The sequence below is a fragment of the Pyxidicoccus sp. MSG2 genome, assembly GCF_026626705.1.
Lineage (GTDB): Bacteria > Myxococcota > Myxococcia > Myxococcales > Myxococcaceae > Myxococcus.
In genome coordinates this window covers 11,670,165-11,685,014 of record NZ_JAPNKC010000001.1, presented here as the reverse complement: position 1 = coordinate 11,685,014, position 14,850 = coordinate 11,670,165, and the positions used below count along the sequence as shown (strand labels likewise).

Below are 14,850 nucleotides of genomic sequence, written 5' to 3'. Positions count from 1 at the left end.
CCTCAAGGAATCAGGGCGCGAGCCTACCTGAATTCCCAGGGACTACCGTAAAACAAGTTTGTGCCGACGAACCAGAAACACCGGTTGTAGCGGTCCCGAACGACGGTGTTGCCGCCGCTGAAGTCAGGAGCCCAAAAAGTCGAAGGCCCTGGAGTCACCGGCTTTCACCGGAAACTCCAGGGCCTTCAGTTGGTCGGGGCGACAGGATTTGAACCTGCGACCACTTGCACCCCAAGCAAGTGCGCTACCAGGCTGCGCTACGCCCCGGCACTGCTGCTGCAACCGCCGTGAAACGGTGCGCCCTTATGCCCCCGCTCGACGCTCAGGTCAAGCAAGAGCAGCAGGCCACCGTGGGAAAACTCACCCTTCCGCGTCTTCCATTCCCTCTTCGTCGAAGTCCTCGCCCCGGGCCTCCGCCGCGTCCGCCGCCGCCTCTTCGCGCGCGTCGATTTCGGCGTGGTTCTCCGGCACCGCCTCGCCGTTGAGAGCGCTCTTCAGCACCTGGCTCGGCCGGAAGGTGAGCACCCGGCGCGCCGAGATCTCGATCTCCTTCCCGGTCTGCGGATTGCGCCCCACGCGCGCCTTCTTCTGGCGCACCTGGAAGTTGCCGAACCCGGAGATCTTGATCTTGTCCCCGCGCTCCAGCGTCTCCTTCAGGGTGTCGAACACGAGTTCCACGATCTCGGCCGACTCCTTCTTCGAGAAGCCGACCTTCTCGTAGACGCCCTCGATGATGTCCGCCTTCGTCATGCGATTCCTCGGGATGCCCTCGGTGCGATGAACGCGCAGGCACTGTTGCAGCCTTGCCGGAGACGTGTCAACCCTCTGACTTCACTCAGGAATTCAGGCTCGCAACGCGGCACCCAGCCGCTGCTTCACCTGCTCGACGATGCGCTGGTGCGCCTCGCTGACCTCCACGTCGGTCAGCGTCCGCTCGGCGGAGCGGTAGCGCAGCGCGTACGCCAGGTTCTTCTGCCCCTCGGGGATGGGCTTGCCCGTGTACACGTCGAACACCTGCGCCTCCTCGACGAGCGGCCTGCCCACCTCCAGGATGACCCGTCGTACCTCGTCGTTCGCCAGCTCCACCGGCACCACCACGGCCAGGTCTCGCAGCACCGCCGGGAAGCGCGGCAGCGGCTGGTACGCGGGCACCAGCTTCGCGGCCGCGTACAGCGGCTCCGTGTCCAGCTCGAAGGCGAACACGCCCTCGGGCAGTCCCAGCGCCTTCACCACGCGCGGGTGCAGCTCACCGATGTGGCCCAGCACCGTGCCGTCCGCCGTCTTCACCTGCGCGCAGGCACGCGGGTGGTACGCCGGGTGCTCTCCGGGCGAGAAGGTGGCGCCCTCCACCCGCAGCGCTTCCAGCACTCCCTCCACCGCGCCCTTCGCGTCGTAGAAGTCCGCCCTCGCGTCCTTCTGTGTCCAGCTCCGGCCGCCGCCCCGCAGGCCCCACACGAGGCCGCCCACGCGGTGCACCTCGCGCGTCGCCGGATGCTGGCCCTGTCCACCTTGCGGGTCCCGGAAGTACGCCCGGCCCGTCTCGTAGATGGTCACCGACTCCACCTGGTGCCGCACGCTGCGCGACAGGTTCTCCAGCAGGCCCGGCAGCAGGCTGGTGCGCATCACCGACTGCTCCGCGCTCAGCGGGTTGAGCAGCGCCACCGGCTGCTCCTTCACGCCCAGCACCTCCAGGCTCTTCGGCGCGACGAACGAGTAGTTCACCACCTCGTCCAGCCCCGCCCCCGCCAGCGCGTGGCGCATGCGCCGCTCGGCCTCCGCGTGCGCGGGCTCCGGCGCCAGCTCCGCCAGGCCGCGCGGCAGCTTCGCGGGGATGTTGTCGTAGCCGAAGACGCGGGCGACCTCCTCCAGCAGATCCTCCTCGCGCTCCACGTCCACGCGCGCCAGGGGCACCTCGTACGTCACCTGCCCCGTCCCCTCCCCCACCGCCTTGAAGCCCAGCGCCGCGAGGATGCGCCGCACCTCCGGCTCCGCCACCGCCACGCCCAGCACCTTCTCCACCCGCGCGAAGCGCAGCGTCACCCGCCGCGGCGGCTTCGGCGCCGGGTACACGTCCACGCGCCCCGGGGCCACCGTGCCACCGGAAAGCTCGGCAATCAGCTGCGCCGCGCGGTCAATCGCCGGCACCACCGCGTCCAGGTCCGCGCCGCGCTCGAAGCGGTGCGACGCCTCGGTGTGCAGCACGTGCCGCTTCGCCGTCCGCCGCACACCCGAGCCCTGGAAGTTCGCCGACTCCAGCACCAGGCGCTTCGTCCCCGGCGTCACCTCGCTGTCGCCGCCGCCCATGACGCCCGCGAGCGCCTGCGCCTGCTTCCCGTCCGCGATGACCAGGTCATCCACGTCGAGCGTGCGCTCCTTGCCGTCCAGCGTGGTGAGCTTCTCGCCCTTGCCCGCCGTGCGGACGACGATTTCCTGCCCACCAAGCTTGTCCAGGTCGAACGCGTGCAGCGGCTGCCCGTACTCCAGGTTCACGTAGTTGGTGACGTCCACCACGTTGTTGATGGCGCGTACGCCGCACGCCTTCAGCCGGTCCTGCATCCACTGCGGCGACGGCTTGATGGTGACGTTCTCCACCACGCGCGCCACGTACCGCGGGCAGCGCTCCGGAGCGTCCACGCGGACCTTCACCTGCTCGGACGCCGGAGTCCCGGACTCCGCCGGCTTCGGCTGGGGCACCTTCAACACGGCACCCGTCACCACGCCCACCTCGCGCGCCACGCCCAGGTGGCTGAGCGCGTCCGGCCGGTTCGGCGTGACATTCACTTCCAGCACCACGTCATCCAGCCCCAGCGCCTCGGCAATGGGGGCGCCCGCCTTCGCGTCGGGGGACAGGATGAGCAGCCCGCTGGACTCCTCGCTCAGCCCCAGCTCCTTCGAAGAGCAGAGCATGCCGAAGCTGTCCACGCCGCGCAGCGCCGCCTGCTTGATTTCCACGCCGTTGGGCAGCTTCGTGCCCACCGTGGCCAGCGGCACCTTGTCGCCGACCTTGTAGTTCTTCGCGCCGCACACCACCTGCAGCAGCGCCGTCCCGCCGATGTCCACCTGCGTGACGGACAGCTTGTCCGCGTTGGGGTGCTGCACGGACTCCTTGATCTGCGCCACCACGACACCGCGCAGACCCTCGCCCGGACGCTCCAGTCCTTCAATCTCCAGGCCCGCGGCGGTCAGCTTGCGCGCCAGCTCGTCCACCGACGGCGGCAGCGCCACGTAATCGCCCAGCCACTTCACCGAAATCTTCACAGGTCCACCCTCTTGCCCAACGGCTGGAACACGGGGGCGCGAGACACAGCCGCCCCCACGGGACTCAGAACTGCTCGAGGAAGCGCGCGTCGTTCTCGAACATCATCCGCAGGTCGTCGATGCGGTAGCGCAGCATGGCGATGCGCTCCACGCCCATGCCAAACGCGTAGCCCGTCACCTCGCCCGGGTCGTACCCCGCGGAGGTGAAGACGTTGGGGTGCACCATGCCGCTGCCCAGCACCTCCAACCACCCCGTCTGCTTGCACACCCGGCACCCCTTCCCGCCGCACGAGGTGCAGGAGATGTCCACCTCCGCCGACGGCTCCGTGAAGGGGAAGAAGGACGGGCGGAAGCGCGTGCGCGTGTCCGAGCCGAAGAACGCCTTCACGAACGCATCCAGCGAGCCCTTCAGCTCGGCGAACGTCACGTCCTTGTCCACCAGCAGGCCCTCCACCTGGTGGAACATGGGCGTGTGGGTGATGTCCGAGTCGCGCCGGTACACCCGCCCCGGCATCACCGCGCGGATGGGCGGCTTGCGGTTGAGCATGTACCGCACCTGCACCGGCGACGTGTGCGTGCGCAGCAGCACCGGGCTGTCCGCCTTCTTCGCGTGGCCCAGCGAGGCCTCCTCCACGTAGAAGGTGTCCTGCATGTCCCGCGCGGGGTGGTCCTTCGGCAGGTTCAGCGCCTCGAAGTTGAAGTAGTCGAGCTCGATTTCCGGGCCGCTCGCCACGTCGAAGCCGAGCCTCGAGAAGGTGCGGACGATTTCCTCCATCGTCCGGGACACCGGGTGCCGGCTGCCCGGCGCCACCGTCCGCCCCGGCAACGTCACGTCCAACCCGGGGCCCTTGAGCTGCGCCGCCAGCGCCGCCTCCTCGGCGCGCTGCACCGCCTCGGCGAGGAGCTTCTCCAGCTCCGCCTTGACGGTGTTGGCCACCTCGCCCAGCGCCCGTCGCTCCTCGGGGGGCAGCTTGCCCATGCCGCCCAGCACTCCGGACAGCTCGCCCTTCTTGCCCAGGTAGCGGACCCGAAGCGCCTCCACCGCGGACACCTCGGACGCGACGCCGATTTCCCGCCGCGCGGACTCCGCCAGCGCCAGCAACCGATCTCGCATGGACTTCCGCCTCCATTCACACGCCTCGTGCGCACTCAGGCGCGAGGCAAAAAAAAGGGCCGCCCCGAAGAGGCAGCCCGTTCACTCACCCGGAAGGGGCGGCCCTGGCTTCAAGCCGCCACCCCATCCGTTTTATTGCCGACCCTCACGGGCCTGGCGTGTGTCTCAGGCCGCCTTCGCGCTGTTGGCGACGGCCGCAAAGCCCGCGGGGTCCGCGATGGCCATGTCGGACAGCACCTTGCGGTTGAGGCCGATGTTCGCCTTGGTCAGGCCGGCAATCAGCTTCGAGTAGGACAGGCCCACCGTGCGAGCGGCCGCGTTGATGCGGACGATCCACAGACGACGGAAGTCCCGCTTGCGCTGCATGCGGTCGCGGCTGGCGTAGTCCAGCGCCCGCTCAACCGCCTGGTTGGCGCGCTTGTAGCAGTTCTTCCGACGGCCGCGGAAACCCTTGGCCAGCTTCAAAATCCTATTGCGACGGCGACGAGCCTTGACACCCTTTTTGACGCGCATGATTCACTCACTCTCGACTGCGTAGTTTGAAGCCTCCCGGTTCAGGCGTACCGCCGCTCCGACGAGGCCACGCGAACTGCCACTCTCACTCAGGCCCCGTAGGGGAACATCTCCTTGATGACCTTCTTCGCGTCCATGTCGCGGAGATGGCCGGTGCCACGGTTGCCGCGCTTCTGCTTCGGCGTCTTGGCGTGCGTGAAGAGGTGCTTGCCAAAGGCCTTGCCATGCTTGACCTTGCCGCTCTTCTTCACATGGAAGCGCTTCTTCGCGCTGCTGCGGGTCTTCAACTTCGGCATCGTCCTGATCCTTCCTCACTCAGTGCCGTCAGCGTGCGGCCTCGGGCGTTGTCAATCCGGGGCCGTGGCAGAAGCCGACAGCCTGTATCACTATTTCGGTTCGGAAGGTGGGGAAGCTGTCGCCTCCGAAGCGACAACCGTCTGGGCGACCACCACAGCGGGTCGCCCCCCACCCTGCCCACCGGCCGGGCGACTCGCGCCCTCCGGCCTCACCCCGTCCACCACCACCTCGTTGGGCCTGCCGGACACCGGCTTGCCCTCGTCCTTCTTCGCCGCCGCCTCGGCCTGCTGCCGGGCCAGCTCCCTCGCCCTCGCCGCCACCTTCGGGTTGGGGGCCAGAATCATGAACATCTGGCGCCCTTCCATGCGCGGTGCCTGCTCCACCACCGCCACTTCCTTCAGGTCCTTCGTCACGTCCTCGAGGATGGCCCCACCCAGCTCCTTGTGCGTGATTTCACGCCCGCGGAACATGATGGTCACCTTCGCCTTGTTGCCCTCCTCCAGGAACCGGCGGACGTTCCGGACCTTGAACTCGTAATCGTGTTCCTCCGTCTTCGGGCGGAGCTTCACCTCCTTGAGGTGAACCACGACCTGCTTCTTCTTCGCTTCGGAGGCCTTCTTCTTCTCCTCGTACTTGAACTTGCCGTAGTCCATGATCTTGCAGACCGGCGGCTTCGCCATCGGGTTGACCTCGACGAGGTCCATCCCCTCTGACTGGGCGCGTTCCAGCGCTGCTTCGATGGGCAATACGCCAAGCTGCTCGCCCCCCGAGCCTACGACTCGGACTTCACGAGCACGGATTCGACGGTTCGTTCTTTGGTCGCGAACGATAGGAGAATCCTCCGAAAGCGCGGCACGATACCCAGGTGGGACGCGGAGTCAAGACCCGCCCGGCCTGGCCGTGCCGCACTGACCGCCCCCTTACGGCAGGGCGCCCTCCTTCGCGAGAAGGGCCTCGAAGTCCTCCAGCTTCATGCTCTTGAGGTCCTCGCCGCCGTACCGGCGCGGCGCCACCCCTCCGGCCTCCACCTCGGTGTCGCCCACCACCAGGGTGAAGGGAATCTTGTGCAGCTGCGCCTCGCGGATCTTCGCGTTGAGCGTCATGCCGCGCTCGTCGAACTCGACCCGGTAGCCCTTCGCCCGGAGGGTGTCGCGCACCTTGCGGGCGTAGTCGTTCTGCCGGTCCGCCACGGTGACGAGCGTCGCCTGCACCGGGGCCAGCCACGCCGGGAAGGCGCCGGCGAAGTGCTCGATGAGGATGGCGGTGAAGCGCTCGAAGGAGCCGAAGATGGCGCGGTGGAGCACCACGGGGCGGTGCGGCGCGTTGTCCTCGCCCACGTAGTTCAGGTCGAAGCGCTCCGGGGCCAGGTAGTCCAGCTGCATGGTGCCCAGCTGCCACCGGCGGCCGATGCTGTCCGACACCGCGAAGTCGATCTTCGGGCCGTAGAAGGCGCCGTCGCCCGGGGCCAGCTCGTACTCCAGGCCCAGCGACTCCAGCGCCGCCTTGAGGCCCGTCTCGGCGCGGTCCCAGAGGGAGTCATCCCCCAGCCGCTGCTCGGGGCGCGTGGACAGCTTCACCGCGTAGGTGAGCCCCACCGCCTTGTAGACGCGATCCAACAGCTTCACGAAGCGCCGCACCTCGTCGGTGATCTGGCTCTCCATGCAGTAGATGTGGGCGTCGTCCTGGGCGAACTGGCGCACGCGGGTGAGGCCGCCGAGCGCGCCCGCCGCCTCGTTGCGGTGCAGCACGTCCTGCGTGTGGAAGCGCAGCGGCAGGTCGCGGTAGCTGTGCTTCTTGAAGCCGTAGAACAGGTGGTGCGACGGGCAGTTCATCGGCTTGAGGGAGAAGTCGTGCTCGCCGGACTCGCTGTCGAGCACCAGGAACATGTTCTCCTTGTACTTGCCCCAGTGGCCGCTCGTCTCCCACAGCCCCTTGTTGAACATCAGGGGCGTCTTGATCTCCACGTAGCCATCCTCGGCGGTGAGGTGGCGCATCCAGTCGGAGAGCGTCTGGTAGAGCGCGGTGCCCTTGGGCGTCCAGAAGGCCGCGCCCGGCGCGTACGGGTGGAAGTGGAAGAGGTCCAGCTCCTTGCCCAGCTTGCGGTGGTCGCGCTTCTTCGACTCCTCGATGCGCGTCAGGTACTCCGTCAGCGCCTTCTTGTCGAAGAACGCCGTGCCGTAGACGCGCTGGAGCATCGGGTTGCGGTGGTCGCCGCGCCAGTAGGCGCCGCTGGACGAGAGGATCTTGATGACGCCGATCTTCCCGGTGCTCGGGGCGTGGGGCCCCAGGCAGAAGTCCACCCAGTCGCCGTGCGTGTAGAGGGTGAGCGTCGTGGCGCCCTTGGCGGCGATGTCCTTGACGATCTCCACCTTGAACTTCTCGCCCTTCTCCTCGAAGAGGCGCACCGCCTCGTCCATGGAGATTTCCGTGCGGACGAAGGGCACGTCCTGCTTCAGCTCGGCATTGGCCGCCGCTTCGATCTTCTCCAGCTCCTCCGGCGTGAAGGGCTTCTCGCGGAAGAAGTCGTAGTAGAAGCCCTCCTCCGTCGCGGGACCGATGGTCACCTGCGTGCCGGGGAAGAGGCGCTGCACTGCGCTGGCCACCACGTGGGCGGCGTCGTGGCGGATGAGCTCCAGGGACTCGGGGCTCTTCGGCGTGAAGATCTGGAGCTTCGCGTCCTCTTCCAGCTTCCGGGCCAGGTCCATGTCCTGGCCGTTGACCCGGGCGAAGAGAGCGGCCTTCGCCAGGCCCGCCCCGATGCTCTCACGCACGAAGTCCGCGATGGTGGTGCCCCGGGCGGTCTGCTTCTGGCTGCCGTCGGGGAGCGTCACCGTGATCATTTCGGCCATGCGAGACCTCAGGAAAAACCGCGGGCGGCAGGCTCTTGAGAAGCCGTGCCGCCCGCGGGATGAAACCTCTACTGAGTTGGGTCGTAGTGGGATCGAACCACTGACCCCTACCGTGTCAAGGTAGTGCTCTACCGCTGAGCTAACGACCCGTCGTTTTGAAGCGCGGGCGGGAATAGCAGCGGGCTCCCGCGGCTGTCAAGGAAACACGGAGGGCATTTCACCTCTTCCCGTCCAGCAGCACGCGGACGCGATTCATCACCACGTCGAACATGGCCGGGGTGAGCCGCCCCGTCTGGGTGTTCTGTTGGCTGACGTGGTAGCAGCCCATGAGCGTCCGCCCGTCCGGCAGCAGCACCTCCGCCCCATGGCCGAAGGCGGGCCGGGGCGAGCCCACCATGACGCCGGTGCGGTCCAGGGAGGCAAGCGCGGCGTTCCACCCGATGGCCCCCAGCGCGAGCAGCACCCGGGCGGGCAGCAGGGCCATCTCCCGGTCCAGGAACGGGGCGCACCGGGCCAGTTCCTCGGGCAGGGGCTTGTTGTCCGGCGGGGCACAGCGGGCCGCCGCCACGATGAAGGCGTCCTTCAGCGCGAGGCCGTCGTCCCGGTGCTCACTCGTCGGCTGGTTGGCGAAGCCCGCCCGGTAGAGGCCCGCGAAGAGGAAGTCGCCCGAGCGATCTCCGGTGAACATCCGCCCGGTCCGGTTGGCCCCGTGCGCCGCCGGCGCCAGACCCACGATGACCAGCCGCGCCCCGGGGTCCCCGAAGCCCGGCACCGGCCGGCCCCAGTAGTTCCAGTCGCGGTAGGCCCGGCGCTTCACCCTGGCCACCTCCTCCCGCCACTCCACCAGCCGGGGGCAGGCCGTGCACGCGACGATTTCCTTGTGCAGCTTCTCGAGCTTCGTCACTCCGGGCTCCCGTCGCCCCCACCCGTCACCGCGAGGAGGCCTCGCCCGTATATAGCGACGTGCGCCGGTAGCGCTGCACCACCACGCGCAGCACCACCTTGAGGATGGCCGACACCGGCACCGCCAGGAGGATGCCCACGAAGCCGAACAGCTCGCCAAAGGCGAGGATGGCGATGATGACCGCCACCGGCGCCAGGCCCACCTTCTCACCCACGATGCGCGGGGTGATGACCAGGCCCTCCAGCAGCTGTCCGACGACGAAGGTGCCCGCCACCGCCGCGAGCTGCCAGGGCCCCTGCCACGACAGCATCAGCCCCACCAACGACAGCAGGATGCCCACGCCCGTGCCCAGGTACGGCACCATGTTGCCGAACCCGGCAATCCCCCCGATGACGATGGCCATGTCGATACCCGCCAGCGACAGCCCCACCGCGTAGATGGCCGACAGCACCGCGCCCACCGTGAGCTGCCCGCGCACGAAGGCGGAGAGCACCTCGTCCACCTCCGCGAACCGGCGGGCCACCAGCGCCACCGTGCGCCGCGGGAGCAAGTCGCGCACCATGCCCGTCAGCCGCGGGTAGTCCTGGAGGAAGAAGAAGGCCAGCACCGGCACCACCGACAGGCCCAGCAGCGTGGCCACGAAGCGCGCCGTGTTGCCCGCGAAGCTCGCCAGGATTCGAGCCGCCGCGGGGCCCGCGCTCTGCGCCAGGTCCGACGCCTGCTGGCCCAGCTCCGCGGTGCGCTGCCGCACCAGGTCCGGCAGCGAGCGCCCCAGCAGCGCCTCCACGTGCGGCACCACCTGCGTGCTGCCCCGGCGGAAGAAGTCCGGCAGCTTCGCAGCCTCTTCGCGGAACACCGGCACCAGGTACAGCACCGCACCCGCCGCCAGCAGCGTGCCGCCCACGAAGACGAGCGTCGTCCCCCACGTGCGGTCCAGCCCCCGCTTCTCCAGGGCCGTCACCATCGGGTTGAAGATGTAGGCCCCCGACAGCGCCAGCAGCACCGGCACCGCCACCCCGCCGAACACGGAGAGCAGCGCGAACACCAGCCCCAGCGAGCCCACCATCACCGCGGACCACCACAGGTCGATGCGCCGCGCCTCCACCTCGGAGAGCCCCACCTCGGGCACGGGTGCCATGACGCCTGCCGCCGGTGGAGCGCTCGGCTGCCCGGCCGCTGCGGGGGCATGTGGGGCCGCCACCGCGTGGAGCACGGGAGCGGGTGGAACGGCGGGCCCGGCGACGGGATTCACGGCGGCGGGGGCACCAGGTTTCCTGCGGCGTCCGATGGCGAGCTCCTCTTCTGGTCCGGGCTACGGCTTCTTCAAGCTGCGATTGCGCTTCACGAAAGCGCCGAAATCATCGTTGACCCGCTTCGAGTCCAACCCCGTGACGGGTCCCACCTTCTCGCCCACCACGATCTGCCGGTTCTTTTGCAGTTGGCGGACGACTTCTTCCCACTCCTCCAGGGTGACTTCCTGGGGACCGGGGACCTCCACGCGCTCGCCGGGCTTCGTCCCCGCGTCCGCGGAGTCCTTCGGCTTCGGCACGCGAGCCACCACCTGCACCAGCCCCGTGTACACCTGCACCACCGTGCTCGGCGACAGCGCGCCCGTGATGACGGGCGTCGCCACGTCCACGCGCAGCACGGTGCCGCGCACGCCCGCGACGGCCCGGTCCGTCTTCACCTCGAACTTCGCCTCCGAGCCGGACAGCGCCTTCTTCACCTCGGCCCACACCTTGCCCAGCTTGAGGTAGCCCGAGAAGCTCTTCCGCTCCTGGCCGGCGAACTCGGCCTCGGTGATGACCAGTTGGCTGCCCGCGCTCAGCATCAGCACGCTGCCGTCGTTGAGCTCCAGCTTCACGCCCGACTTCGGCTCCACCTCCAGCGTGTCCTTCTGTTCAATCTCCGCACCGGACTCGAGCGGCTTGCGCTCCGCGCCCTCCGGCGTTCGCCACGCCGTGCCCTCCACCGTCACCACGCGGCCCACGGCCGCCGCGGCGAGCCCCGGCATGAGCATCAGCACCGCCGTCACCAGCGCCTTCGGAAACCACCTGTCCCATCGCGTCACGGAGCACCTCCGCCAGGGGCCACCGCGGTGCGGAGCTGGATGGTCAGCCTCGCCCGGGCCCCGCTGGGCTCGTAGTACGTCGTGTACGGCCAGAAGCCCTGCTTCTTCACCTCGATGTGGTGCAGCCCCGCGCCCACCCGGAGCGACCTCGGAGATCCGGTGAAGTCGCTGCACAGCCCCTGAAGGACGCCGTCCAGGTACACCTCCGCGTCCACCGGCTCGCAACGCAGCGCCAGATTCCCACTCGGCGTCTCCGCGGCCGCCATCAGCTCGCGCGCCCTCGCCACGGAATCGGGCTCCCTGGGCCCCGCACACCCGCACGCCACCACCGCCGCTGCCAGCCAGACACCCCGCATCAACGCGCCAGCGTCAGCTCGACGGTGTTGCTCGTCACACCCGTCACGCTGGCCTTCGTCGCGGGCTTGCCGCCGAGCGCCGTCGTGAGCTTCTGCTGGAAGGCCGCCTCGCCGAGCGCGTCGGCCAGCGCCTCTGTGCTGCCCAGGTAGCGCAGGTCGAATTGGATCTGCCCCTTCTCGAAGTTGCCCTGCTTCACGTCGCTGATGCCATGGATGGTCCGGGTCAGCACGTCCTTGAAGGTCTTCACCGCCTTGAAGTCCGCCAGGCCCTGCACCTTCATCACCACCGTGGCGCCGTTCTGCTCCGCCTGGGAGAGGTAGTCCACCACCGCCTTGCGGACGTCCGCGACGAGGGTCTTCCCGCGGCGCTGGGCAATCTGGAACGACGTGCGCTCATACGAGATGAGCGGGCTCCCCGAGCCGAGGCTGTCCGGACCGCTGTCGAACTTGTCGGCCAGCCGGGCGATCTGCGTGCCGGAGTCCGTCGCGAACACCGAGAGCTCCCACTCGCCGGAGACCAGGTAGACGTCCTTGAGCTGCCCCTGGAGCGTGGCCGCGTTCCCGCTCGACTTCTCGTGGCGGAACGTCACGGTGCCGGTGATGACGTAGTCGGCGACCTTCAGCTCCTGGATGACCTTCTTGTCCGGCGTGGTGAGCGACACCCCCGAGGACAGCTCCAGCTTCCCCGCCGCGAAGGACGGGTCGATCATCCGCCAGCCATCCTTGCTGAACGAATCCGTGAGCACCTGGGTCAGCACCGCGCTGCTGGTGATGACCTTGTCCGGAGTGACGGCCTGCTCCTGCAGGACGATGAGCATCCGGCTGTTGCCCATGCGGCGGATCAGCGCCTGCACCGCCTGCAAATCCTTGTCGAGCTGGGCCGTCGCCACCTCCGCGCGGACCTTCACCTTCGCGACCCCACCCTCCTCCTTGCGTTCGAGCACCTCGTGCGTGCGCACGTAGCCGGCGCTCCGGGTGAAGATGCGGTCGCTCACGAGCTGGCTGTTGGCCGTGAGCGTGTCCGAGGACACCAGCACCCCGGCCACCTGCTCCACCGCCTCGCGCAGGGCGGCGCTCTTCGCCTCGGCGAAGGCCTTGTCCTTGTTGCCGTCGACGATGGCCGCCTCGCCCGTCACTTCCTTCGTGACGGTGGCGGGCGGAGGCGCCGCGGCGAACGCCACCGAGGCCAGCAGCAGGGACAGCGCGGTCAGCTTCAGGGACATGGCCGGCCTCTCGGGAGCGCTACTGGGTGACGATGACGACCCGGCCCTCGGCCAGGAAGCGCGTGTTGACCTCGGTCAGCGCCTTCGCGTCGTCCGAGGCGAGCACCAGGTCCGAGCCCTTCAGCCCCGTGGCCTTCACCACCAGCGGCTTCTCTCCCACGAGCGTGGCCTTCTTCGCCGCCTCGAGGCTGTCGAACCAGGCCGCCACGCCCGAGGTGGCGCGGCTCTCGTCGGAGAGCGCCGCCGCCCCGTAGAGCGCCTTGCCGGAGCCATCCAGCAGCCGGGGCGCCAGCATGGGCTTCATGCCCAGGCCTCGTGCGTCCACCACCAGCCCCGTGTACTTCTTCGCGCCCTCGGCGTTGAGCGTGATGACCGTGTCCGGCGCGGGCGTCACCAGCGACGCGGTGATGGCCGCGAGCGGCACCTCCACGTCCACCTCCACTCCGCTGTCCGAGAAGTAACGCTTGGCCACGACCTTGTAGCCGCGGATGGCGCCCTCCACGCGGCCTCGCACCTCTTCACGGGACATCTCGTCCCCGACGGTGCGGACGGCGCTGAGCTGGATTCCGCGCGCCTGCTCGAGAAGGTTGCGGAACGCGTCCATCTTCGCGGCCCGCTCCGCGCCCAGCCGCGCCTGCGCCGGGTTGGCCGCCTTCAGATCCGGTGCTCCGGCTCCGGTGGCCCGTAGGACCTGGCCCTCCCAGTTGACGCCGGGACTCGTGGGCCGTGCGACTTCAGCCGCGGCGGCCGGTGACGGGGCCTTCGCTTCCTTGCCCTGGCCCAGTGCCGTCAGCGGCACGGCCAGCAACATCCCCCACAGCGAACGCCTCACGGGAAATCCTCCAGTCCTCACCCGACTTCTCGGGTAGACACAGGACAGAATGATCCACCATTGAAAGGGCCCGCTTCCAACGAAGTCAAGGCACGCCTCCGGGCGCACCGCGACGCGTCAGTGCTCGTTGCCGTGTCGGTCGACGTAGGCGTCGATCATCTTCCGGTGGCGCTCGGTGAGGAGCGTGAAGCGGACACCCGAGCGCTCGCGCTTCGCGGAGGCGGCCTCCACCCACTCGCGCACCACCTCGCCCTCGGCGTAGATGATCTCCTCCGAACCGGGCAGCTGGAACTGGAGACCGACGCGCTTCGCCTCGTGCTGCGGCTCGAGCAGGCGAGCGAGGCTCACTCCCTCCTGGCTGATGTCCGCGGCCCGCGACATGTACGGAACGCCGCCCATGTACTTGTTGAGGTAGATGTCGAGGGGCGCCCGCCTGGCCTTCCGCTTGTCGCTCATCGCTCCGTCGCCTCCGGTAGTGCAACAGGCCGCTTCGGGGGTGAAGCAACCTGGATTCACAGTAGAGGCGCGCGATGAACTCGCAAGAAAACGACCGGCCCTCCGCGGACCAGGCTGCGGAGCATGCGCCGTCTGTGCTTCCTCGCTGCATTCTTCGCGTTGCATTGTGTGCCCCTATAGTTCCCCGGTTCCCATGAAAGGCAAACGCATGCGATCGATGTGGATGGCGGCCCTGGTGCTGGCGCTCGGCGCCCCCGTGGCCCACGCGCAGACCTCCAAGCCCGCGGCCAAGACGCCCCCGGCGACACCGGCTCCGGCCGCCACGCCGGCCCCGGGCGCACCGCCCGCGCTCGAGTCCGAGGACGCGAAGACCATCTATGCCCTCGGTGTCTCCGTGGGGAAGGACCTGTCCTTCTTCGCGCTGACGCCCGAGGAGGTGCAGATCCTCCAGCGCGGCATCGCCGACAGCATCTCCGGCACCGCGGCCAGTGTGGACCCGAAGGAGTACGCGCCGAAGATTCAAGCGCTCGCGAAGTCCCGGCAGGCACAGGCCAGCGCCGCCATGCTGGTGCGCGCCGCGAGGGAGCCCGGTGCCGTGAAGCTCCCCTCCGGCGTCATCTACCGTGAGACACAGCCCGGCACCGGCCGCAGCCCGCGCCCCACCGACACCGTGAAGGTCAACTACGAAGGCCGGTTGCTGGACGGCACCGTCTTCGACACCTCGGCCAAGCGCGGCATCCCCGTGGAGTTCCCCCTCAACGGCGTCATCCCCTGCTGGACCCAGGGCGTCGCGAAGATGAAGGTGGGCGGCAAGGCGAAGCTCACCTGCCCCGGCGACACGGCCTACGGCGAGCGCCCGCCCCCGGGCTCGCGCATCCCGCCCAATGGCGTTCTCGTCTTCGACGTGGAGTTGGTGGACATCCCCGGCGACACCTCGAAGCCGTAGCAACGACACCGGGCTCCGGAGAGGTACCGGA

14 protein-coding genes, 2 tRNA genes and 1 pseudogene are annotated in these 14,850 nt (G+C 68.8%); 1 reads left to right on the top strand and 16 read right to left on the bottom strand.

The window, feature by feature from the left end:
• Positions 1–190: 190 nt before the first annotated feature.
• From OV427_RS45015 to OV427_RS44940, 16 genes and pseudogenes are all read right to left on the bottom strand, one after another.
• A tRNA-Pro gene (locus OV427_RS45015) sits at positions 191–267 on the bottom strand.
• Positions 268–471: 204 nt separating this feature from the next.
• Positions 472–750: pseudogene (locus OV427_RS45010) on the bottom strand (integration host factor subunit alpha); the annotation flags it as partial.
• Positions 751–843: 93 nt separating this feature from the next.
• Positions 844–3,258, bottom strand: a complete 2,415-nt coding sequence (gene pheT, locus OV427_RS45005) for a phenylalanine--tRNA ligase subunit beta (protein ID WP_267862409.1) — start codon at positions 3,256–3,258, stop codon at positions 844–846.
• Positions 3,259–3,322: 64 nt separating this feature from the next.
• Complete coding sequence (pheS, locus tag OV427_RS45000; protein WP_267862408.1) at positions 3,323–4,372, bottom strand: phenylalanine--tRNA ligase subunit alpha; 1,050 nt, start codon at positions 4,370–4,372, stop codon at positions 3,323–3,325.
• A gap of 165 nt (positions 4,373–4,537) precedes the next feature.
• The gene (rplT, locus tag OV427_RS44995) at positions 4,538–4,885 is read right to left on the bottom strand and encodes a 50S ribosomal protein L20 (protein ID WP_164002318.1); all 348 of its coding nucleotides are present in this window, start codon (positions 4,883–4,885) and stop codon (positions 4,538–4,540) included.
• An 89-nt stretch (positions 4,886–4,974) separates the two neighbouring features.
• A complete protein-coding gene (gene rpmI / locus OV427_RS44990) occupies positions 4,975–5,181 on the bottom strand; it encodes a 50S ribosomal protein L35 (protein WP_267862407.1) in 207 nt (68 codons plus the stop codon).
• Between the two features lie 90 nt (positions 5,182–5,271).
• Positions 5,272–6,012, bottom strand: a complete 741-nt coding sequence (gene infC, locus OV427_RS44985) for a translation initiation factor IF-3 (RefSeq protein WP_267863581.1) — start codon at positions 6,010–6,012, stop codon at positions 5,272–5,274.
• A gap of 90 nt (positions 6,013–6,102) precedes the next feature.
• The gene (thrS, locus tag OV427_RS44980; RefSeq protein ID WP_267862406.1) at positions 6,103–8,031 is read right to left on the bottom strand and encodes a threonine--tRNA ligase; all 1,929 of its coding nucleotides are present in this window, start codon (positions 8,029–8,031) and stop codon (positions 6,103–6,105) included.
• A 77-nt stretch (positions 8,032–8,108) separates the two neighbouring features.
• Positions 8,109–8,180 (bottom strand) — tRNA-Val (locus OV427_RS44975).
• Between the two features lie 68 nt (positions 8,181–8,248).
• Positions 8,249–8,935, bottom strand: a complete 687-nt coding sequence (locus OV427_RS44970) for a uracil-DNA glycosylase (protein WP_267862405.1) — start codon at positions 8,933–8,935, stop codon at positions 8,249–8,251.
• Between the two features lie 25 nt (positions 8,936–8,960).
• Positions 8,961–10,073 carry an AI-2E family transporter gene (locus OV427_RS44965; protein WP_267862404.1) on the bottom strand — a complete coding sequence of 371 codons (1,113 nt, stop codon included), beginning with the start codon at positions 10,071–10,073 and terminating at the stop codon, positions 8,961–8,963.
• Between the two features lie 174 nt (positions 10,074–10,247).
• Entirely contained in the window at positions 10,248–11,006 is a 759-nt protein-coding gene (locus tag OV427_RS44960) for a FecR family protein (RefSeq protein ID WP_267862403.1), read from the bottom strand.
• On the bottom strand, positions 11,003–11,293 hold the full coding sequence (locus tag OV427_RS44955) for a PEGA domain-containing protein (protein WP_420718333.1): 291 nt from the start codon (positions 11,291–11,293) through the stop codon (positions 11,003–11,005). Before OV427_RS44955 ends, OV427_RS44960 begins: the two co-directional genes overlap by 4 nt.
• 68 nt (positions 11,294–11,361) lie before the next feature.
• Entirely contained in the window at positions 11,362–12,585 is a 1,224-nt protein-coding gene (locus tag OV427_RS44950) for a flagellar assembly protein T N-terminal domain-containing protein (protein ID WP_267862401.1), read from the bottom strand.
• A gap of 19 nt (positions 12,586–12,604) precedes the next feature.
• Entirely contained in the window at positions 12,605–13,417 is an 813-nt protein-coding gene (locus OV427_RS44945; protein ID WP_267862400.1) for an LPP20 family lipoprotein, read from the bottom strand.
• A 117-nt stretch (positions 13,418–13,534) separates the two neighbouring features.
• Positions 13,535–13,873 (bottom strand): PilZ domain-containing protein, encoded by a 339-nt coding sequence (locus OV427_RS44940; RefSeq protein ID WP_267862399.1) that lies wholly within the window; start codon positions 13,871–13,873, stop codon positions 13,535–13,537.
• 208 nt (positions 13,874–14,081) lie between these two features.
• Here OV427_RS44940 and OV427_RS44935 point away from each other — a divergent pair, with 208 nt between their 5' ends.
• Positions 14,082–14,819, top strand: a complete 738-nt coding sequence (locus OV427_RS44935; RefSeq protein WP_267862398.1) for an FKBP-type peptidyl-prolyl cis-trans isomerase — start codon at positions 14,082–14,084, stop codon at positions 14,817–14,819.
• Positions 14,820–14,850: the final 31 nt, after the last annotated feature.

Excerpts from the sequence above, each read along its gene's own strand:
- pheS (WP_267862408.1), bottom strand. The coding sequence starts at position 4,372 with ATGCGAGATCGGTTGCTGGCGCTGGCGGAGTCCGCGCGGCGGGAAATC.
- rplT (WP_164002318.1), bottom strand. The coding sequence starts at position 4,885 with ATGCGCGTCAAAAAGGGTGTCAAGGCTCGTCGCCGTCGCAATAGGATT.
- rpmI (WP_267862407.1), bottom strand. The coding sequence starts at position 5,181 with ATGCCGAAGTTGAAGACCCGCAGCAGCGCGAAGAAGCGCTTCCATGTG.
- thrS (WP_267862406.1), bottom strand. The coding sequence starts at position 8,031 with ATGGCCGAAATGATCACGGTGACGCTCCCCGACGGCAGCCAGAAGCAG.
- OV427_RS44965 (WP_267862404.1), bottom strand. The coding sequence starts at position 10,073 with ATGGCACCCGTGCCCGAGGTGGGGCTCTCCGAGGTGGAGGCGCGGCGC.
- OV427_RS44950 (WP_267862401.1), bottom strand. The coding sequence starts at position 12,585 with ATGTCCCTGAAGCTGACCGCGCTGTCCCTGCTGCTGGCCTCGGTGGCG.
- OV427_RS44940 (WP_267862399.1), bottom strand. The coding sequence starts at position 13,873 with ATGAGCGACAAGCGGAAGGCCAGGCGGGCGCCCCTCGACATCTACCTC.
- OV427_RS44935 (WP_267862398.1), top strand. The coding sequence starts at position 14,082 with ATGCGATCGATGTGGATGGCGGCCCTGGTGCTGGCGCTCGGCGCCCCC.